This window comes from Saccharopolyspora sp. NPDC050389, from assembly GCF_040655595.1.
In the GTDB taxonomy this organism is placed as follows: domain Bacteria; phylum Actinomycetota; class Actinomycetes; order Mycobacteriales; family Pseudonocardiaceae; genus Saccharopolyspora.
Map to the genome: position 1 here is coordinate 7,921 of NZ_JBFAKG010000093.1, position 15,140 is coordinate 23,060.

The 15,140-nt window shown below is 71.6% G+C and carries 16 protein-coding genes; 5 read left to right on the plus strand and 11 right to left on the minus strand.

The annotated features are described in order from the left end of the window. Nucleotides 1-83: 83 nt before the first annotated feature. Both AB0I53_RS39770 and lipA read right to left on the minus strand, forming a co-directional pair. Entirely contained in the window at nt 84-812 is a 729-nt protein-coding gene (locus tag AB0I53_RS39770) for a DUF4191 domain-containing protein (protein ID WP_358614221.1), read from the minus strand. A gap of 156 nt (nt 813-968) precedes the next feature. Next, the gene (gene lipA / locus AB0I53_RS39775; RefSeq protein ID WP_358614222.1) at nt 969-1,970 is read right to left on the minus strand and encodes a lipoyl synthase; all 1,002 of its coding nucleotides are present in this window, start codon (nt 1,968-1,970) and stop codon (nt 969-971) included. Nucleotides 1,971-2,162: 192 nt separating this feature from the next. Here lipA and AB0I53_RS39780 point away from each other — a divergent pair, with 192 nt between their 5' ends. After that, nucleotides 2,163-2,906, plus strand: a complete 744-nt coding sequence (locus tag AB0I53_RS39780) for a hypothetical protein (RefSeq protein ID WP_358614223.1) — start codon at nt 2,163-2,165, stop codon at nt 2,904-2,906. Here the strand turns inward: AB0I53_RS39780 and AB0I53_RS39785 are convergent. After that, nucleotides 2,899-3,321, minus strand: a complete 423-nt coding sequence (locus tag AB0I53_RS39785; RefSeq protein ID WP_358614224.1) for a hypothetical protein — start codon at nt 3,319-3,321, stop codon at nt 2,899-2,901. The two genes, AB0I53_RS39780 and AB0I53_RS39785, sit on opposite strands and share 8 nt — an antisense overlap. A 106-nt stretch (nt 3,322-3,427) precedes the next feature. Between AB0I53_RS39785 and AB0I53_RS39790 the strand changes: the two genes are divergently transcribed. Beyond that, complete coding sequence (locus AB0I53_RS39790; protein ID WP_358614225.1) at nt 3,428-4,216, plus strand: helix-turn-helix transcriptional regulator; 789 nt, start codon at nt 3,428-3,430, stop codon at nt 4,214-4,216. 100 nt (nt 4,217-4,316) lie between these two features. On the opposite strand, the gene AB0I53_RS39795 is transcribed toward AB0I53_RS39790, so the two are convergent. Next, nucleotides 4,317-4,808, minus strand: a complete 492-nt coding sequence (locus tag AB0I53_RS39795) for a hypothetical protein (protein ID WP_358614226.1) — start codon at nt 4,806-4,808, stop codon at nt 4,317-4,319. Between the two features lie 118 nt (nt 4,809-4,926). Between AB0I53_RS39795 and AB0I53_RS39800 the strand changes: the two genes are divergently transcribed. Both AB0I53_RS39800 and AB0I53_RS39805 read left to right on the plus strand, forming a co-directional pair. After that, nucleotides 4,927-5,526 (plus strand): TetR/AcrR family transcriptional regulator, encoded by a 600-nt coding sequence (locus AB0I53_RS39800; RefSeq protein WP_358614227.1) that lies wholly within the window; start codon nt 4,927-4,929, stop codon nt 5,524-5,526. Between the two features lie 49 nt (nt 5,527-5,575). Then, nucleotides 5,576-6,520 carry an LLM class F420-dependent oxidoreductase gene (locus tag AB0I53_RS39805; RefSeq protein ID WP_358614228.1) on the plus strand — a complete coding sequence of 315 codons (945 nt, stop codon included), beginning with the start codon at nt 5,576-5,578 and terminating at the stop codon, nt 6,518-6,520. Nucleotides 6,521-6,620: 100 nt separating this feature from the next. Here the strand turns inward: AB0I53_RS39805 and AB0I53_RS39810 are convergent, their stop codons facing one another. Then, on the minus strand, nt 6,621-7,268 hold the full coding sequence (locus tag AB0I53_RS39810) for a TetR/AcrR family transcriptional regulator (RefSeq protein ID WP_358614229.1): 648 nt from the start codon (nt 7,266-7,268) through the stop codon (nt 6,621-6,623). A gap of 106 nt (nt 7,269-7,374) precedes the next feature. Here AB0I53_RS39810 and AB0I53_RS39815 point away from each other — a divergent pair, with 106 nt between their 5' ends. Beyond that, nucleotides 7,375-8,211, plus strand: a complete 837-nt coding sequence (locus AB0I53_RS39815; RefSeq protein WP_358614230.1) for a CPBP family intramembrane glutamic endopeptidase — start codon at nt 7,375-7,377, stop codon at nt 8,209-8,211. 38 nt (nt 8,212-8,249) lie between these two features. On the opposite strand, the gene AB0I53_RS39820 is transcribed toward AB0I53_RS39815, so the two are convergent. From AB0I53_RS39820 to lpdA, 6 genes are all read right to left on the minus strand, one after another. Further along, nucleotides 8,250-8,723 (minus strand): helix-turn-helix domain-containing protein, encoded by a 474-nt coding sequence (locus tag AB0I53_RS39820; protein ID WP_358614231.1) that lies wholly within the window; start codon nt 8,721-8,723, stop codon nt 8,250-8,252. A 14-nt stretch (nt 8,724-8,737) separates the two neighbouring features. Continuing rightward, complete coding sequence (locus AB0I53_RS39825; protein WP_358614232.1) at nt 8,738-9,841, minus strand: serine hydrolase; 1,104 nt, start codon at nt 9,839-9,841, stop codon at nt 8,738-8,740. Between the two features lie 74 nt (nt 9,842-9,915). Continuing rightward, nucleotides 9,916-10,662 (minus strand): lipoyl(octanoyl) transferase LipB, encoded by a 747-nt coding sequence (gene lipB / locus AB0I53_RS39830; RefSeq protein ID WP_358614233.1) that lies wholly within the window; start codon nt 10,660-10,662, stop codon nt 9,916-9,918. A 43-nt stretch (nt 10,663-10,705) separates the two neighbouring features. Beyond that, the gene (locus tag AB0I53_RS39835; RefSeq protein WP_358614234.1) at nt 10,706-11,593 is read right to left on the minus strand and encodes a TIGR01777 family oxidoreductase; all 888 of its coding nucleotides are present in this window, start codon (nt 11,591-11,593) and stop codon (nt 10,706-10,708) included. A 326-nt stretch (nt 11,594-11,919) separates the two neighbouring features. Continuing rightward, on the minus strand, nt 11,920-13,695 hold the full coding sequence (sucB, locus tag AB0I53_RS39840; protein ID WP_358614235.1) for a 2-oxoglutarate dehydrogenase, E2 component, dihydrolipoamide succinyltransferase: 1,776 nt from the start codon (nt 13,693-13,695) through the stop codon (nt 11,920-11,922). 54 nt (nt 13,696-13,749) lie between these two features. After that, complete coding sequence (lpdA, locus tag AB0I53_RS39845; protein WP_358614236.1) at nt 13,750-15,120, minus strand: dihydrolipoyl dehydrogenase; 1,371 nt, start codon at nt 15,118-15,120, stop codon at nt 13,750-13,752. Nucleotides 15,121-15,140: the final 20 nt, after the last annotated feature.

Consider the following 15,140-nt stretch of genomic DNA (forward strand, 5'->3'; position numbering starts at 1 on the left):
GCCCCCCCCCGCTTACTTGCCCCAAATCACTCCGGGGCCCGGGCTCCCCCCCCCCGCCCCCGCTTCTTCGTTCTGGTTGCTTCTTACTTCGCGCGGCGAACGGCGCGTTGCACGTTCCGCATCTTGGCGCCCTGCGGCATGGGGCCCTTGGGCAGCGCGTTGCCTCGGCTGGCGAGCGCTGCGAGCCGGTTCTCGATCGCGTCGATCTGGGCCGGGCCGATGTTGCGCGGCAGCTTCATGATGCGCTGCTGCAGCTTGCTCAGCGGCACCTGGTCCTTCTCGTTGCCGACGGTGATCTCGTAGATCGGGGTTTCGCCGACGAGCCGGGCGACCCGCTTCTTCTCCTGCGACATCAGCGACTTGACCCGGTGCGGGGAGCCCTCGCCGACCAGCACGATCCCCGGGCGGCCGATGAGCCGGTGCACGGCGTCGAGCTGAGCGGTGCCCGACACGGCCTGGGTCAGCACCCAGCGGCCGCGCAGGTTGTCCAGGGCCCATCCGGCGGCGCCGGGCTGGCCGTCCGCCTTGCGGTAGACGGTCGACTGCACGCGGCGGCCGAAGAGGATCACCGCGGCCAGCAGGCCGAAGGCCAGGCCGACCGGGAGAAACACCCAGTGCAGGCCCCAGATCATGCCCAGCAGGAACACCACGACGGTCACGCCGAGGAACGCCCCGAGCATCAGCGGGAGGAGCAGCTTGTCCTCCCGGCGTTGCATCTTGAACGCCTCGAAGATCTGCTTGATCCGGCCCCGTGTTGCCTGGCGCCTTGCTTTGGCCGCCGCTTTCTTGGCGGCCTTGTCCTGCTTGGCCATGGTTTTCAGGATACGGCTCGGCCCGGGCCGGGTGCAGGTGCGGTCCGAGATGCGTGACCGAGCCGTGAACTCCGCCCCGAAAACACGGCCGGGTGATGAGCGAAGGGCACCGCTGAGCGGCGAGGCCGGTCAGCGGTGCCCTTCACGCGGAACGCATCAGCGGTTGAGGAGGCTGCTGGCTTCCTGGGCCGCGGTGCCGGCCTGGGCCAGGTGGGACAGGTTCTCCGGCAGCGGCATGCCGCGGTGCACCGTGGCCTTGGCGAACAGGCGGCCGGCGCGGTAGCTGGAACGCACCAGCGGGCCCGCCATCACGCCCGGGAAACCGATCTCCTCGGCGGCCTTGGTGTGCTCCACGAACTCCTCGGGCTTGACCCAGCGGTCCACCGGGTGGTGCCGCGGGCTGGGCCGCAGGTACTGGGTGATGGTGATGATGTCGCAACCCGCGTCGTGCAGGTCCTGCAGCGCCGGGCGCACCTCGTCGGGCGTCTCGCCCATGCCCAGGATCAGGTTCGACTTGGTCACCAGGCCGGCCTCGCGGGCCAGCGTGATCACCTTCAGCGACCGCTCGTAGCGGAATGCCGGGCGAAGCCGCCGGAAGACGCTCGGCACCGTCTCCAGGTTGTGCGCGAGCACCTCCGGCCGCGAGCCGAACACCTCGGCGAGCTGGTCCGGCTCGGCGTTGAAGTCCGGGATTAGCAGCTCGACGCCGGTGCCCGGGTTCATCGCGTGGATCTGCCGGACCGTCTCGGCGTACAGCCACGCGCCGCCGTCGGGCAGGTCGTCGCGGGCGACCCCGGTGACCGTCGAGTAGCGCAGGCCCATCGCCTGCACCGACTCGGCGACCCGGCGCGGCTCCTCGACGTCCAGCTCGGCCGGTTTCCCGGTGTCGATCAGGCAGAAGTCGCATCGGCGGGTGCACTGCTCCCCACCGATGAGGAACGTCGCCTCGCGGTCCTCCCAGCATTCGAAGATGTTGGGGCAGCCCGCCTCCTCGCAGACGGTGTGCAGGCCCTCGCGGCGGACGAGGCCCTTCAGTTCCTTGTACTCGGGGCCCATCCGTGCGCGGGTCTTGATCCACGACGGCTTCTTCTCGATCGGCGTCTGGCTGTTGCGGGCTTCCAGCCGCAGCAGCTTCCGGCCCTCCGGCGCGACAGTCACGACGACAGGCTACGCCCCGGACACAAGCGGTCCGAAAAGGTGGGAGGGGTCACTACCAGGCGCTACGGGTTCTCGCGATCTCGCGCGTCATACTGCACAGTCGTGTCGACAACCTCTTGGGCAGTTCGCCTCAGATGGGCTCCTTGGTCCCGCGTCCTGCGGCTGCACCTCGCCGGGAATCGCTGGCCGCGGTTGAGTGAGGGGCCGATCTCGGTGGCGCTCCGGCTGGCCTGGCTCCTGCTGCTGGTGCCGGTGTTGCTGGGCTGCTGGCTGGAGCTGCTGCTCGTCCTGGTGCTGCTGCCCTTCACGCTGGTGGCGCGGGCCATGGGGGCGGGGTGGCGGCTTGAGGTCAGCAGCCGTGGTTGCCGCGCGGGCGTGATCCGGGTCGGCAGCCTTGCCGCGGCTCGCCGGCTGCGCCGGGCTCTGCGCGAACATCTGGGCACCAACCCGGGACTGGACGATGCGCGTGCGCTGCTGGCGGCCGAGCAGGCCGAGCTCGAGCCGGTGGAGATCAGCGCGCGGCGGTGGCGGCTGGTGTCGCGGCGGCTCAGCCCGTACGGGCGTCGGCGCTGGTTCCTGTGGCGCCGCCGGCTGTCGTTCGAGGACGCGATGGACAGCCTGCCCAGCGGTTTCGGCGACGACCCGATCTCGGCGATCCTCGCCATCCCGTTCGTGCTCTGGTTCGCCGTGCTGTTCACCGGGGCGACGCTGGAGCTGCTGGCGGAGATCGTGTTGCTGCCGGTGGTGTTCCTGCTCAAGCTCTGCCACCTGCTGCCGTGGCCGGTGGAGCTGGTGCGGCAGGACTCCGTCGAGCCGCAGGCCCAGGTGCGCGGCATGGTCGCGTCGGTGCGTGCCCGGCGGGCGCTGACCGCCGGGCACGCGCTCCGGTTGCCGCTGCCCAGCCTGGTGCGACGGGTGCCGCAGCCGGTCAGCTGAGCTCGTGGGCGGCGGGCCGGTGGTGCACGTACTCGATCACCGTGCCGTCCGGGTGGCGGACGGTGAAACCTTCGCCGACCGGGGCGCGGAACCGCTGCTGGACGAATTCCAGCCCTTCTTCCCGGAACCACCTCTCGTACGGGCCGACGTCGGGAACCAGCAGAGTGCCGACGGTCTGGCGGAAGGGAGCCAGCGACTCGTCGGTGCCCGCGATGATCAGGAAGCCGCCGACCGCCGTGAGCGCGAGGTCCTTCTCCGGGTACGGCATGACCATGTCGCGCTCGACGCCGAGCAGCCGCTCGTACCAGGACGTGGTCGGTTCGAGCTGTTCGGCGGCGACGAACACCCGCACGAACGTCCGGGGCTTCGGCAGGTTCGAGGAGTCGGGGTTGCGGCGCCAAAGCTGTTGGGGCACGGGCTGTTCCTTTCGATTCCGGGTGGACGCAACCCAGCCTGTTCGGCTGCCGGGATCCCAGCCAGCAGCGGGTTCATGCGGTGATCCCAGGTCATAGGCTGGCGGCGTGAGCACCGCAGCGGATCCTCGGCGCCGGGAGCTCGGCGCGTTCCTGCGCGCGAGCCGGGAGCGGCTCGATCCGGCCGACTTCGGGCTCCCGGCGACCGGTCGGCGGCGGACGCCGGGGCTGCGGCGCGAGGAGGTCGCAGCGGCTTCCGGGGTCGGTCTGGCCTGGTACACGTGGCTGGAGCAGGGGAGGGTGCGGACTTCGCGCGAGGTGTTGCAAGCCCTCGCCCGCACCCTGCGGATGGGGCGCGACGAGCGGCGGCACCTGTTGGCGCTGGGCGGCTTCGTGTCCGACGACACCGACGATGACGGGGTGGTCGAGCGGCTGCGGCCGATGCTGGAGAGCTGGCCGCTGACGCCGGCGCTCGTGCTGAACCACCGGTTCGACGTCCTGGCGGGCAACGCTGCATACGCGGCGGTGTGGCCGGAGCCGGAGCTGTCCGGCCGCCCGAACCTGCTGCTGGCCTTGGCCGGGAGCAGGCGGCTGCAGGACATGCTGGTGCCCGAGGAGCGGTTCCTCTACGAGCTGTTCCTCCGGTTCCGGGCGCGCGCCGACCGGTTCCCGGGCGACGACGTCGTGGACCGGCTGCGGGAGCTGCGCCCGGACCTGGGGCACTGGTGGAGTTGCCGGGCGGTCCGCGAGTTCGGCGGCTGGCCGGTCACGGTGCCGGTCGACGGCCGCCGGCTGCGCTTCGAGTGCTCGTTGCTGCAGCCGGACGGTTCCGCGCTGTTGCTGGTGCAGGCTCCGGCCGATGTGGAGACCCGGCAGTGGATGCAGCTCCACTCGTGACCGCTGGGGAGCTGTTTCCGCTGGAGTCGTGAGCACTTTGGGTTGCTATAGCGCTCCAAAGTACTCACGAGCCTTGACCAGGCGAAACGTGCCCCGGCGGTCAGAAGCTCGGGATCAGCTTGCGCAGTCGGCCGCCGATGCACTGCGGGGACGGCTCCGGGGTGATGCGCACCAGCTGCAGGAACGCGCGGCCGACGCGGGCCGTGTCGTCGGCCGGTTCGATGTGCTCGGCGAGTCCGGCGGCGACGGCGAGCAGCCGGTGCTCGCGGGCCATGTCGCGGCGTAGCACCGGATCCGATTCGTGCCGGTCCAGGAGGTCGCGGAGCACCGGGTTGGCCTCCGCGGTCCGCCGCCACGCGGCGGTGACGGCCTGGACCCGGTCGGCGTGCGGGGCGTCACCGGTTTCGGCGAGCGCGACGCCGATGCGGCCGGTCAGCTGCTGGGTCCACTTGTACTGCAGGGCGCGCAGCAGCTCGGTGGCGTCGAGGAAGGGCGCGGGCACCTGGGGCAGGGCCTCGGACGGGTTTCGGCGTGCGTTGTCGAGCACCGTCTGGATCGCCTGTTGCCGCTGGCGGAAGTCGTTCCAACTCATCTTCGCTCTCCGGGATCGGACCCGGGGTGATACCCCAGGTGTGCGGCATACCGAGAGTATGTTGGTGTACCGACGGTACCACGAGTCCGTACCGCCGGTATGTCATAGGGTTGTGAGCATGGCTACAGCTCGACCGCGACGCGTGGAGTACTCGGAAAGCACCAGGCAGGCGCTGGTGGACTCCGCCGTCGAGCTGTTCACCGAGCACGGCTACGCGGGCACCTCGCTGGACGAGATCGCCAAGCGCGCCCGGGTCACCAAAGGCGCGCTCTACCACCACTTCGGCGGGAAGCAGGCGCTGTTCGAGGCGGCCTTCGACGCGGTGGAGACGAACGTGGTGGCCCGCCTCGCCGAGGTCATCTCCGGCACCGGCAGCCCGTGGGAGGCCACGCGGTCCGGGCTGCGGGCCTTCCTGGAGGTCTGCCTGGAGCCGTCCTACCAGCGCATCGTCGTGCAGGACGGGCCCGCGGTGATGGGCTGGGAGCGGTGGCGGGCGGCCGAGGAGGCCTACACCTTCGGCGTGGTCCGGGGCGTGGTCGGGGCGCTGGTCGAATCGGGGGAGATCGCCCGGCTGCCGGTCGAGGCCCTGGCCCGCGTGGTGTTCGGCGCGCTGTCGGCGGGCGCCACCGCGATCGCCGGGTCGGGATCGCCCAAGCAGGCCCGCGCGGACATCGGCGAGTGCGTCGAGCGCGTCCTCGACGGGCTGCGGGCCGCCTGAGCGGGCGGCGGTCGGCACGGGCAGAACCCCGCTACTAGCCTCGGGGATCGTGAGCGAACACTTCAAGTTGCGGATCTTCACCGAACCCCAGCAGGGCGCGACCTACGACGACTTGCTGCGCGTGGCCAAGCACACGGAGGCCACCGGCTACGACGCGTTCTTCCGCTCCGACCACTACCTGAAGATGGGGCCGGTGTCCGGCGAGCCCGGGCCGACCGATGCCTGGGTGACGCTGGCCGGGCTGGCCCGCGAGACCAGTCGGGTGCGGCTGGGCACGCTGATGACGGCCGGCACCTTCCGGCTGCCCGGCCCGTTGGCGATCTCGGTCGCGCAGGTCGACCAGATGTCCGGCGGGCGCATCGAACTCGGCCTCGGCACCGGCTGGTACGAGGAGGAGCACACCGCCTACGGCATCCCGTTCCCGTCGCTGAAGGAGCGGTTCGACCGCTACGCCGAGCAGCTGGAGATCATCACCGGGCTGTGGGGCACCCCGGCCGGCAAGCACTTCAACTACGACGGCCGGTACTACCGGATCGAGGAGTCGCCGGGGTTGCCCAAGCCGGTGCAGCAGCCGCGGCCGCCGCTGCTGATCGGCGGGCAGGGCAAGAAGCGGACGCCAGAGCTGGCCGCCCGGTTCGCCGACGAGTTCAACCTGCCGTTCGTCGGCCTGGACGCGGCCGCGGAGCAGTTCGAGCGGGTGGCGGCGGCGTGCGCCGCGATCGGCAGGCCGCAGGAGGAGATCGTGCGGTCCGCGGCGCTGGTGCTGTGCGTCGGCAAGAACGACGCGGAGATCGCGCGCCGGGCCGACGCCATCGGCCGGGAGGTCGAGGAGCTGCGCCTCAACGGCCTGGCCGGAACGCCCGACGAGGTCGTCGACAAGATCGGGGTCTGGCGGGAGCGCACCGGCATCACCCGCCTCTACCTCCAGGTCCTCGACCTCGCCGACCTGGACCACCTCGACGTGGTCGCCGCCGAGGTCGCCACCCGGCTCTGACCTCCCGGCGCGGGACGCCTTCGGTGGTGTCCCGCGCCTCCGCGGCAGAGACACCCGCGTGCGGTCTTTCCCCCGCCTGGCCGCGATCTGCGCCGGGGCCTTACTCGGGATGGTTCGGCGGCGCCTCGGCGAGATCGCGTCGAGCACGCGATGACGTCGTTGCGGAGGCCGGCGCGAGGACGCGAAGCGTGTGCTCGATGAGCTTGTCGAGATAGTCCGGGGTGGGTAGGGGATAGCCGAGCACGTGGCGGCGGTAGATGGGCGCGTGGAGCAGGTCCATTGCCACGTCCAGGTCGGCGTCGGTGGCCAGCTGCCCTCGGTCCTGGGCATTGCGCATGCGGGTGTAGCACTGGGCGAGCCGGGGTTCGATCAGCCGCTCGCGCAGCTCCTGCGAGAGGCCGGGGTCGAGTTGGCCCTCCGCGAGCACGCCGGTGAACGCGGGGCCGAGGCGCTGATCCGTGAACACGCTCAAGATCCCGCACAGCTGGGTGTGCAGATCGGCAGCGAGGTCGTCGGTGTCGGGAAAGGTCTTGGGCGCCAGGCCTGCTTCATCGATCGCTTCCAGGACGATCGCGCCCTTGGACGGCCACCACCGGTAGATCGTGGCCTTGCTGGCACCGGCGCGGTTGGCGATGGCCTCCACGGTCACGGCCGAATATCCCAGCTCGGCGCACAGGTCCAGGGCCGCGGCGAGCGTCGCCTTGCGGCTCTTGTCGCTGCGGCGGATCGCGTTCGGTGGCTTGCCCATCGCGTCATTCTAAACGAAACGTTTCGTTTGACATCGGCGGCGCGGGCGTGCTGCAGTGTGCACGAAACGAAACGTTTCGTGTGGACTGTTCGGGGCAAGGAGTCTCATGCGCCAGGTACGACCAGCCGTCTCGGCTCCGCCGGCGATACGGCCGACTTTCAGCCTGCCGGTGTTCCTCGCCGTCGCCCTCGGTGGTGCTTGGCTCGTGGCGACGCCGATGTGGCTGGCCGGCATCGACGTGGCGGCCGCCGGGATGGCGATGATGTTCACCCCGGCCATCGCCGTCCTGCTGGCCCGGAAGCGGGGAGTCGGAGTCGTGGAGCTGGTTCGCAGGAGCGGGCTCGCACTGGGGCAGAGCAGGGGCCGCACGCTGGGCGTCGCGGTTGCGATCCTGGCGGGAATCCCGGCGCTGACCGCGCTCGCCATCGCGCTGGCCGCCGTGTTCGGGTTGGTTCGCCTCGGCCCCGGCGACGTGATCACGGCGCTGGCCACGATTCCGGTCGGCATGCTGGTTCTGCTGCCAACGGCGTTCGGGGAGGAATGGGGCTGGCGCGGGGTGCTGGTCCCGCGGCTGGCTGAGAGGTACGCGAACCGGGTGAGCCTCGCGGTCGTCTCCGGCGGGATCTGGGGCCTGTGGCACGCCCCGCTGGGCCTGTACTTCGGTGCGAAGGCGCCGCTGCTGCTGATTCCGCTGTGCGCCTTCTTCATGGTGTGCGCCGCGCTGCTGAACTGGACCCGGCTGGCTACCGGATCGGTGTGGCCCGCGGTGGTCGGCCATGCCCTGCTCAACGCTTCGCCGGCGGCGATGCTGGCGGCCGTGACCAGTACCGCCACGACGAGCCTCGACGGCAACGGCATCGCCGGCATGGCCATCTGGATGGCGGTGCTGGCCATCGCCGTACTTCTGCGCCGCACCGGTCGAGACGTGAGAAGGGTTTCGTGACGAGTCGCCCAGCAGGCGGCGTTTCGTGCTGGACGATCTCAGCGCGTCGCGAGTTGGCCCGCGATGTCGGAGGCCGCGGTGAGCAGGATCAGGGCCGGGATCGTCGCCTGGGCGCGCAGCCGGTAGGTGCCCCGCTTGTCCTGCTCCACCAGGCCGCACGCCGTCAGCGTCTTCAGGTGGTGGTAGAGCTGGCCGGTGGAGCCCAGGCCCGCCGCGGCCTGCAGGGCGGCGGCGGGCTGGGCACCCTCCTGGACCAGCAGGCGCACGATCGCGGCCCGGGCCGGGTGGCCGAGCGCGGCCAGCACGTCGGTGCGCGGACCGTCGTCCATGCCGAGCACCCAGGCCGGGTCGACGTGGATGCGCCACTCCAACTCGACCGGCTCGACCAGGCTGCCCTGGTACTGCACGACGCCGCCGCTGGGCTCGACCTCGTCGGCCCGTCGCGCGCCTTCGAGGGCCGCGACGCGCTCTTCCAGCGCGGCGATCCGCTGGTGCAAGTCCTCCGATGTCACCGGTCGAGCTTGCCTCAGCCGGCGAGTGCCCGTGCAAGCCGGTCCCGCCACTCGGGCTGCTGCATCGCCAGCAGCAGCGGCAGGCCCGGATCGCCGGTGCCGAGCTGCTCCAGCGAGATGTCGCCCTGCGCGAGCAGCGCTCCCCATGCGACCGTGCCGTCCTCGCGTCGCACCGACATCCCGCAGGTCAGGATCGACGGCAGGCTGCCGCCCTTGAGGCCGATCCCGAGCACGCCTGGCGGCAGGTGGCCGCTGAGCGGGCGTTCCAGGTGGGTGCGGGCGACCTCGGCCGGGACGCCGCCGGTGGCGATGGCGCGGTGCAGCGCGGCCAGCTGAGTCGCGGTCGACGACATCGTCTTCGAGCCCCACCTGAGCTGCTGCTCGTACGGCGGCAGGCCGTCGCGCATCAGCCGGTCAAGCACGCGCTTTCGCAGGTCGGCGTCGTTGCTGTAGCGCCGTTCCAGGGCGTAGCCGAAGATTCGCCGGGCCGGGGTGGGCAGCTGCGCCGGTGGCGCGAACTCGGGCAGCAGGAACAGGTACTCCGCGCACATGGACCGGACGTCCGGCCGCGCCCAGCCGCCGGCCGCCGCGGCCTTGCGCAGCGCGGCGTCGCCGAGCCGGTTGCGCAGGAAGTCGGGGACCGCGCTGTCGCTGAACATGATCATGGCCGAGGCCATGTCGTCGAGCGTGACCCGCTGGTCGGGGTCCGCCGCGTACAGGCCGGTCGGATCGGTGGGGATGCCGAGGTACTTGAGCGTGGTCGCGTGCGCGTTGCCGTCGGTCGGCACGTAGAAGCGCTCCCAGTCGCCGAGGCGGATCTGTTCCTTCGGGTTCAGCCTGCCCTCGGCGACGGCGGCGGAGTAGGCGGCCAGGTGCACGACCTTGACGGCCGAGGCGAGCGGCTGCGCGGCGTCCGCGCGGTGCACCAGCCGGTTCCCGCGCCCGTCGTCGACCACGAGGCCGAGCCCGTCGCGGTTCGCGCTGATCCAGGTCAGCCAGCCCTCCGGGGTCGCCAGGTCGGGCGGGGCGGCCGGTTGCGCGACGGCTGCGGGCGCGACCAGCAGTAGCGGCACGGCGGCCCCGGTGGCGGCGAGCAGGCTGCGGCGGGACAGCGGCATGACATCCACTCCTCTAGTAGTCCGTAATTACGGAATATTAGAGGAGTGGATGTCGGTCTGTCAGCCGACCCCGATCAGCGCAGGCTCGGATCCAGCGAGAGCGTCACCCCGGCCGCGGTCGGCTGCTCGCGCGGGATGTTGCGCTCGCTGACCGGCAGCGTGCCGTCCAGAGCGTCCAGCACGCCCTTCTCGACCAGCGGCATCGCCTCGGCGACCTCGACCGTCCGGCCGAGCTCCGCGCTCAGCGAGGTGGTGCCCGCGTCGGCGATGCCGCACGGCACGATCCGGTCGAAACTGGTCAGATCGGCGTTGCAGTTCAGTTCCAGCCCGTGCATCGTGATGCCGCGCTGCACCCGGATGCCGATCGCCGCGATCTTGCGCTCCTGACGGCCGTCGTCGGCCGGAAACCAGACACCGCTGCGGCCCTCGACCCGGCCCGCCTCCAGCCCGAACTGGTCGCACACCCAGATCAGCGCCTGCTCCAGGCGGCGGACGTAGTCGACCACGTCGATCGGGTCCGCCAGCTGCACGATCGGGTAACCGACGATCTGTCCCGGGCCGTGCCAGGTGATCTTGCCGCCGCGGTCGACGTCGATGACCGGCGTCCCGTCCGTCGGGCGGTCCTCCGGCGAGGTGCGCTTGCCCGCGGTGTAGACCGACGGGTGCTCCAGCAGCAGCAGGGTGTCCGGGTTCAGCCCCTCGGTGCGGCCGTTGACCAGCTCGCGCTGCAGGTCCCAGGCGGAGAGGTAATCGATGGTTCCCAGGTTGCGCACGGCCATCGGATCGGCGGATGCGCGGCACGAAGTATTGGCACGACTCACGCGGCCAGGCTACGCCCCGGTGCCAGCGGCAACGCCCGAAGGCTCACGACGAGACTGCCGCCGCCAGAGCCGCCCCGACCGACGGGTGCTGGAACGCGAATCCCGCCGACTCCAGCACCGTCGGCAACGCGCGTTGCCCGGTGAGCGCCTGGTCGGCGAGCTCGCCGAGGGCGATCCGGAGCGCGAAGCCCGGCACGATCCACGGCGCCGGCCGGCCCAGCGCCTCGCCCAGCGCGCGCGTGAACTCCGCGTTGGTAACCGGCGCCGGGCCGGTGAGGTTGACCGGACCGGCGACCTCGGGTCGTTCCAGCACGAACCGGATCGCGGCGACCTCGTCGTCCAGCGAGATCCACGACATGTACTGGGTGCCGTCGCCGAGCCTGCCGCCGAGCAGCATCGAGAACAGCGGCCGGAGCTGACCGAGCAGCCCGCCGGAAGGGGAGATGACCAGGCCGGAGCGCAGCCGCACCACCCGCGCACCGGCGTCCGCTGCGGGCCTGGTCGCCGCCTCCCAGCGTTGGCAGAGGTCGGAAAGGAAGTCCGCGCCCGGCTCGGAAGCCTCGGTCACCGGCTTCGAACCGCTGTCGCCGTAGAACCCGACCGCGGACCCGTTCGCCAGCACCGGAACGCCCCGCTCGGCGACGGCCTCGGCGAGTACCTCGGTCGGCCGCACCCGGGAGTGCACCAGCTGCCGCTTGCGCTCCGGCGTCCAGCGCTTGTCGCCGATGCCCGCGCCGCAGAGGTTCACGACCGCGTCGGCACCGTCCAGCGCGTCCGCGTCGAGCTGCCCGCCCTCCGGATCCCAGCCCCGCTCGTCGGGGGCGGTCGGAATCCGGCGAACCAGCCGGACCACCTCGTGCCCGGCCTGCCGCAAGGCGGCCACCAGGGACGTCCCGATCAACCCGGATGAACCGGCGACAACCACGCGCATGCCAGGAATCGTCCCGCACCGGCGGGCCCGGTGCGAGCGAATCCGCCGGGATAGAAGCGAAAGGGCCGCCCACCGAGAGGTGAGCGGCCCTTCCTGTTGCTATCGCCGGATCAGAGGTTCTGTTTCATAAGCGGCGGTAGCCGCTTGCGGTGTGGGACTCAGCTTGCACCGCCGCGGGTTCACGGCGCCCACCCCTCCGGGGTTCTCCCAGCGAGGACAGCCCCGACGTGGTGAATTGGCCATTCATGATGTCGGGGATCCCACAGCGAGAAGGCACCTGAGGTTCCGCTACTCGCACCGCTGAGCAAACCGCCTTCGAAACAGCTCTACAGGCCCAGGTCGGCCTCGAAGGCGCCTTCTTCCAGACGCTGCTTGAGCGTGGCGAGGAAGCGGGCGGCGTCCGCGCCGTCGACCAGCCGGTGGTCGTAGGTCAGCGCCAGGAACACCATCGAGCGGATCGCGATGGTGTCGCCACCGTTCTCGTCGGCGACCACCACGGGGCGCTTCACCACCGCGCCGGTGCCGAGCATGCCCACCTGCGGCGGGTTCAGGATCGGCGTGTCGAACAACGCGCCGCGGCTACCGGTGTTGGTGATGGTGAAGGTGCCGCCGGAGAGCTCGTCCGGCTTGATCTTGTTGGTCCGGGTCCGCGCCGCCAGGTCGGCGATCTTGCGGGCCAGGCCGCCGAGGTTGAGGTCCCCGGCGTCGTGGATCACCGGCGAGACCAGGCCGCGCTCGGTGTCCACCGCGACCGACAGGTGCTCGGCACCGTGGTAGGTGACCTGCTTGTTCTCGTCGTCGATCGAAGCGTTCAGCTTCGGGTGCAGCTTCAGCGCCTCGGCCGCGGCCTTGGCGAAGAACGGCAGGAACGACAGCTTGACGCCCTCGGAGGCCTCGAAGTTCGCCTTGGCGCGGTCCCGCAGCCGGGCGATGCGGGTCACGTCGACCTCGATCACCGTGGTCAGCTGCGCGGCGGTCTGCAGCGACTCGACCATCCGGCGGGCCAGCAGCTGGCGCAGCCGGGACATCTTCTGCGTCGTGCCGCGCAGCGCCTTGGCCTCCGCCGACGGCTCCGCAACCGGCGCCGGAGCGGCCGGTGAAGCAGCGGCGGGGGCGGCCGTGGCGGGCGCCGGAGCCTGCTTGGCGTCGATCGCGGCTTGCACGTCCTGCTTGCGGATCCGGCCGCCGACACCGCTGCCCTTGATCGCGGACAGGTCGATGCCGTGCTCGTTGGCCAGCTTCCGGACCAGCGGCGTCACGTACGGCGCACCGCCGGCCGGTGCGGGCTCGGCCGGCGCGGCCGGGGCCGCAGGCGGGGCGGCCGGTGCCGGAGCCGCGGGCGGCGCAGCCGGAGCGGGAGCCGGAGCCGGAGCCGGAGGCGCCGGCGGGGCGACGGGAGCAGCCGGAGCAGCCGGAGCGGGCGCCGGAGGAGCCGGCGGCGCAGCCGGGGCCGGAGCCGCGCCAGCGGCGCCGATCACGGCGAGCTTGGCGCCGACCTCGACGGTGTCGTCCTCACCGGCGGCGATCTCCAGCAGCGTGCCGGCCACCGGCGACGGGATCTCGGTGTCGACCTTGTCGGTGGAGACCTCCAGCAGCGGCTCGTCGACCTCGACGGTCTCGCCGACCTGCTTGAGCCACCGGGTCACGGTGCCCTCGGTGACGCTCTCGCCGAGCGCCGGCATGTTGACGTCCGTGCCTGCCGCGCCACCGGCCGGAGCCGGGGCTGCGGCGGGAGCCGGGGCTTCCGGCTGCGGCGGGGCTTCCGGCTGCGGCGGGGCGGGCTGTTCCGCGGCGGGCGCGGCCGGGGCTGCGGGCGCCGCGGGGGCGGGCGCGGCCGGGGCCGGAGCGGGGGCCGCTGCTTCGCCGGCGTCGGCGATCACGGCGAGCTCGGCACCGATCTCGACGGTGTCGTCCTCCTGGGCGACGATGCGCTGGAGCACACCGGCGGCGGGCGACGGGATCTCGGTGTCGACCTTGTCGGTGGAGACCTCCAGGAGGGGCTCGTCGACCTCGACGGTCTCGCCCTCCTGCTTGAGCCACCGGGTGATCGTTCCCTCGGAGACGCTCTCGCCGAGTGCCGGCATCTGAACGGAGAAGGCCATCTCTTGCTGACTCCTCGTGGTGTGGCGGGGTGCTGGCTGACTGCGGAGCCGACGTCAGCCGTGCACGTGCAGCGGCTTGCCGGCCAGGGCGAGGTGCGCCTCGCCCAGGGCTTCGGTCTGGGTGGGGTGGGCGTGCACCAGCGGAGCGACGTCCTCCGGCAGTGCCTCCCAGTTGTAGATCAGCTGCGCCTCGCCGATGAGCTCACCGACGCGGTCGCCGACCAGGTGCAGGCCGACCACCGGGCCGTCCGTGGCGCGGACCAGCTTGACCGCGCCCTGGGTCTTGAGGATCTGGCTCTTGCCGTTGCCGGCCAGGTCGTAGGTGAAGGTCTCGACCGAGCCGTACTGCTCCTTCGCCGCGGCCTCCGTCAGGCCCACCGAGGCGACCTCGGGGTGGCAGTAGGTCACCCGCGGGATGCCGGCCTCGTCGATCGGCTGCGGGTTGAGCCCGGCGATTTCCTCGGCGATGAAGATGCCCTGCTGGAAACCGCGGTGCGCCAGCTGCAGGCCGGGCACGATGTCGCCGACGGCGTAGACGCCCGGCAGGTTGGTGCGCAGCCGCTCGTCGGTGGGGACGAAGCCGCGATCCATGTGCACCCCGGCGGCCTCGAAGCCGTGCCCGGCGGTGTTCGGGCCGCGGCCGACCGCGACCAGCAGCAGGTCGGCGTCGTAGGTCTCGCCGTTCTCCAGGCTCACGGAGACGCCGGCGCTGGTCGGGGTCGCGCCGGTGAACTTCACGCCGGTCTTGAACTTGATGCCGCGCTTGCGGAAGGCGCGCTCCAAGCGCTTGGAGACGAACTCGTCCTCATTGGGCACCAGGTGCGGGAGGGCCTCGACGATGGTCACGTCGGCGCCGAAGGAGCGCCACACGCTGGCGAACTCCACGCCGATCACGCCGCCGCCGAGCACCACGACCTTCTCCGGGATGAAGTCGAGGTTCAGCGCCTGCTCGCTGGCGATGACCTTGCCGCCCAGTTCCAGGCCCGGCAGCGTCTTGGAGTAGGAGCCGGTGGCCAGGACCACGTTCTTGCCGGTGTACCGGGTGCCGTTGACCTCGACGGTCTTGGCGTCGACCAGCGTCCCGGCGCCCTCGACCAGCGTCACCTTGTGCGCCTTGGCCAGGCCCTGCAGGCCCTTGTACAGGCCGGCGACGACGCCGTCCTTGTACTTGTTGACGCCGTCGATGTCGATGCCCTCGAGGGCGGCGCGGACGCCGAACTGGTCGGCGTCGCGGGCGGAGTCGGCTACCTCGGCGGCGTGCAGCAGCGCCTTGGTCGGGATGCAGCCACGGTGCAGGCACGTCCCACCGAGCTTGTCCTTTTCGATAAGGACGACGGACAGGCCTAGCTCGGCCGCGCGGAAGGCGCAGGCGTAGCCGCCCGAACCGCCGCCGAGAATGACCAGATCGGCGGACGTGTCGGTCACTTCGCACTCCTCGACAGGCA

What these genes read in the sequence shown, in the direction of transcription:
- AB0I53_RS39770 (WP_358614221.1), bottom strand. Translation starts at nt 812, where the DNA reads ATGGCCAAGCAGGACAAGGCCGCCAAGAAAGCGGCGGCCAAAGCAAGG.
- AB0I53_RS39795 (WP_358614226.1), bottom strand. Translation starts at nt 4,808, where the DNA reads ATGAGTTGGAACGACTTCCGCCAGCGGCAACAGGCGATCCAGACGGTG.
- AB0I53_RS39800 (WP_358614227.1), top strand. Translation starts at nt 4,927, where the DNA reads ATGGCTACAGCTCGACCGCGACGCGTGGAGTACTCGGAAAGCACCAGG.
- AB0I53_RS39810 (WP_358614229.1), bottom strand. Translation starts at nt 7,268, where the DNA reads ATGGGCAAGCCACCGAACGCGATCCGCCGCAGCGACAAGAGCCGCAAG.
- AB0I53_RS39815 (WP_358614230.1), top strand. Translation starts at nt 7,375, where the DNA reads ATGCGCCAGGTACGACCAGCCGTCTCGGCTCCGCCGGCGATACGGCCG.
- AB0I53_RS39825 (WP_358614232.1), bottom strand. Translation starts at nt 9,841, where the DNA reads ATGCCGCTGTCCCGCCGCAGCCTGCTCGCCGCCACCGGGGCCGCCGTG.
- AB0I53_RS39835 (WP_358614234.1), bottom strand. Translation starts at nt 11,593, where the DNA reads ATGCGCGTGGTTGTCGCCGGTTCATCCGGGTTGATCGGGACGTCCCTG.
- sucB (WP_358614235.1), bottom strand. Translation starts at nt 13,695, where the DNA reads ATGGCCTTCTCCGTTCAGATGCCGGCACTCGGCGAGAGCGTCTCCGAG.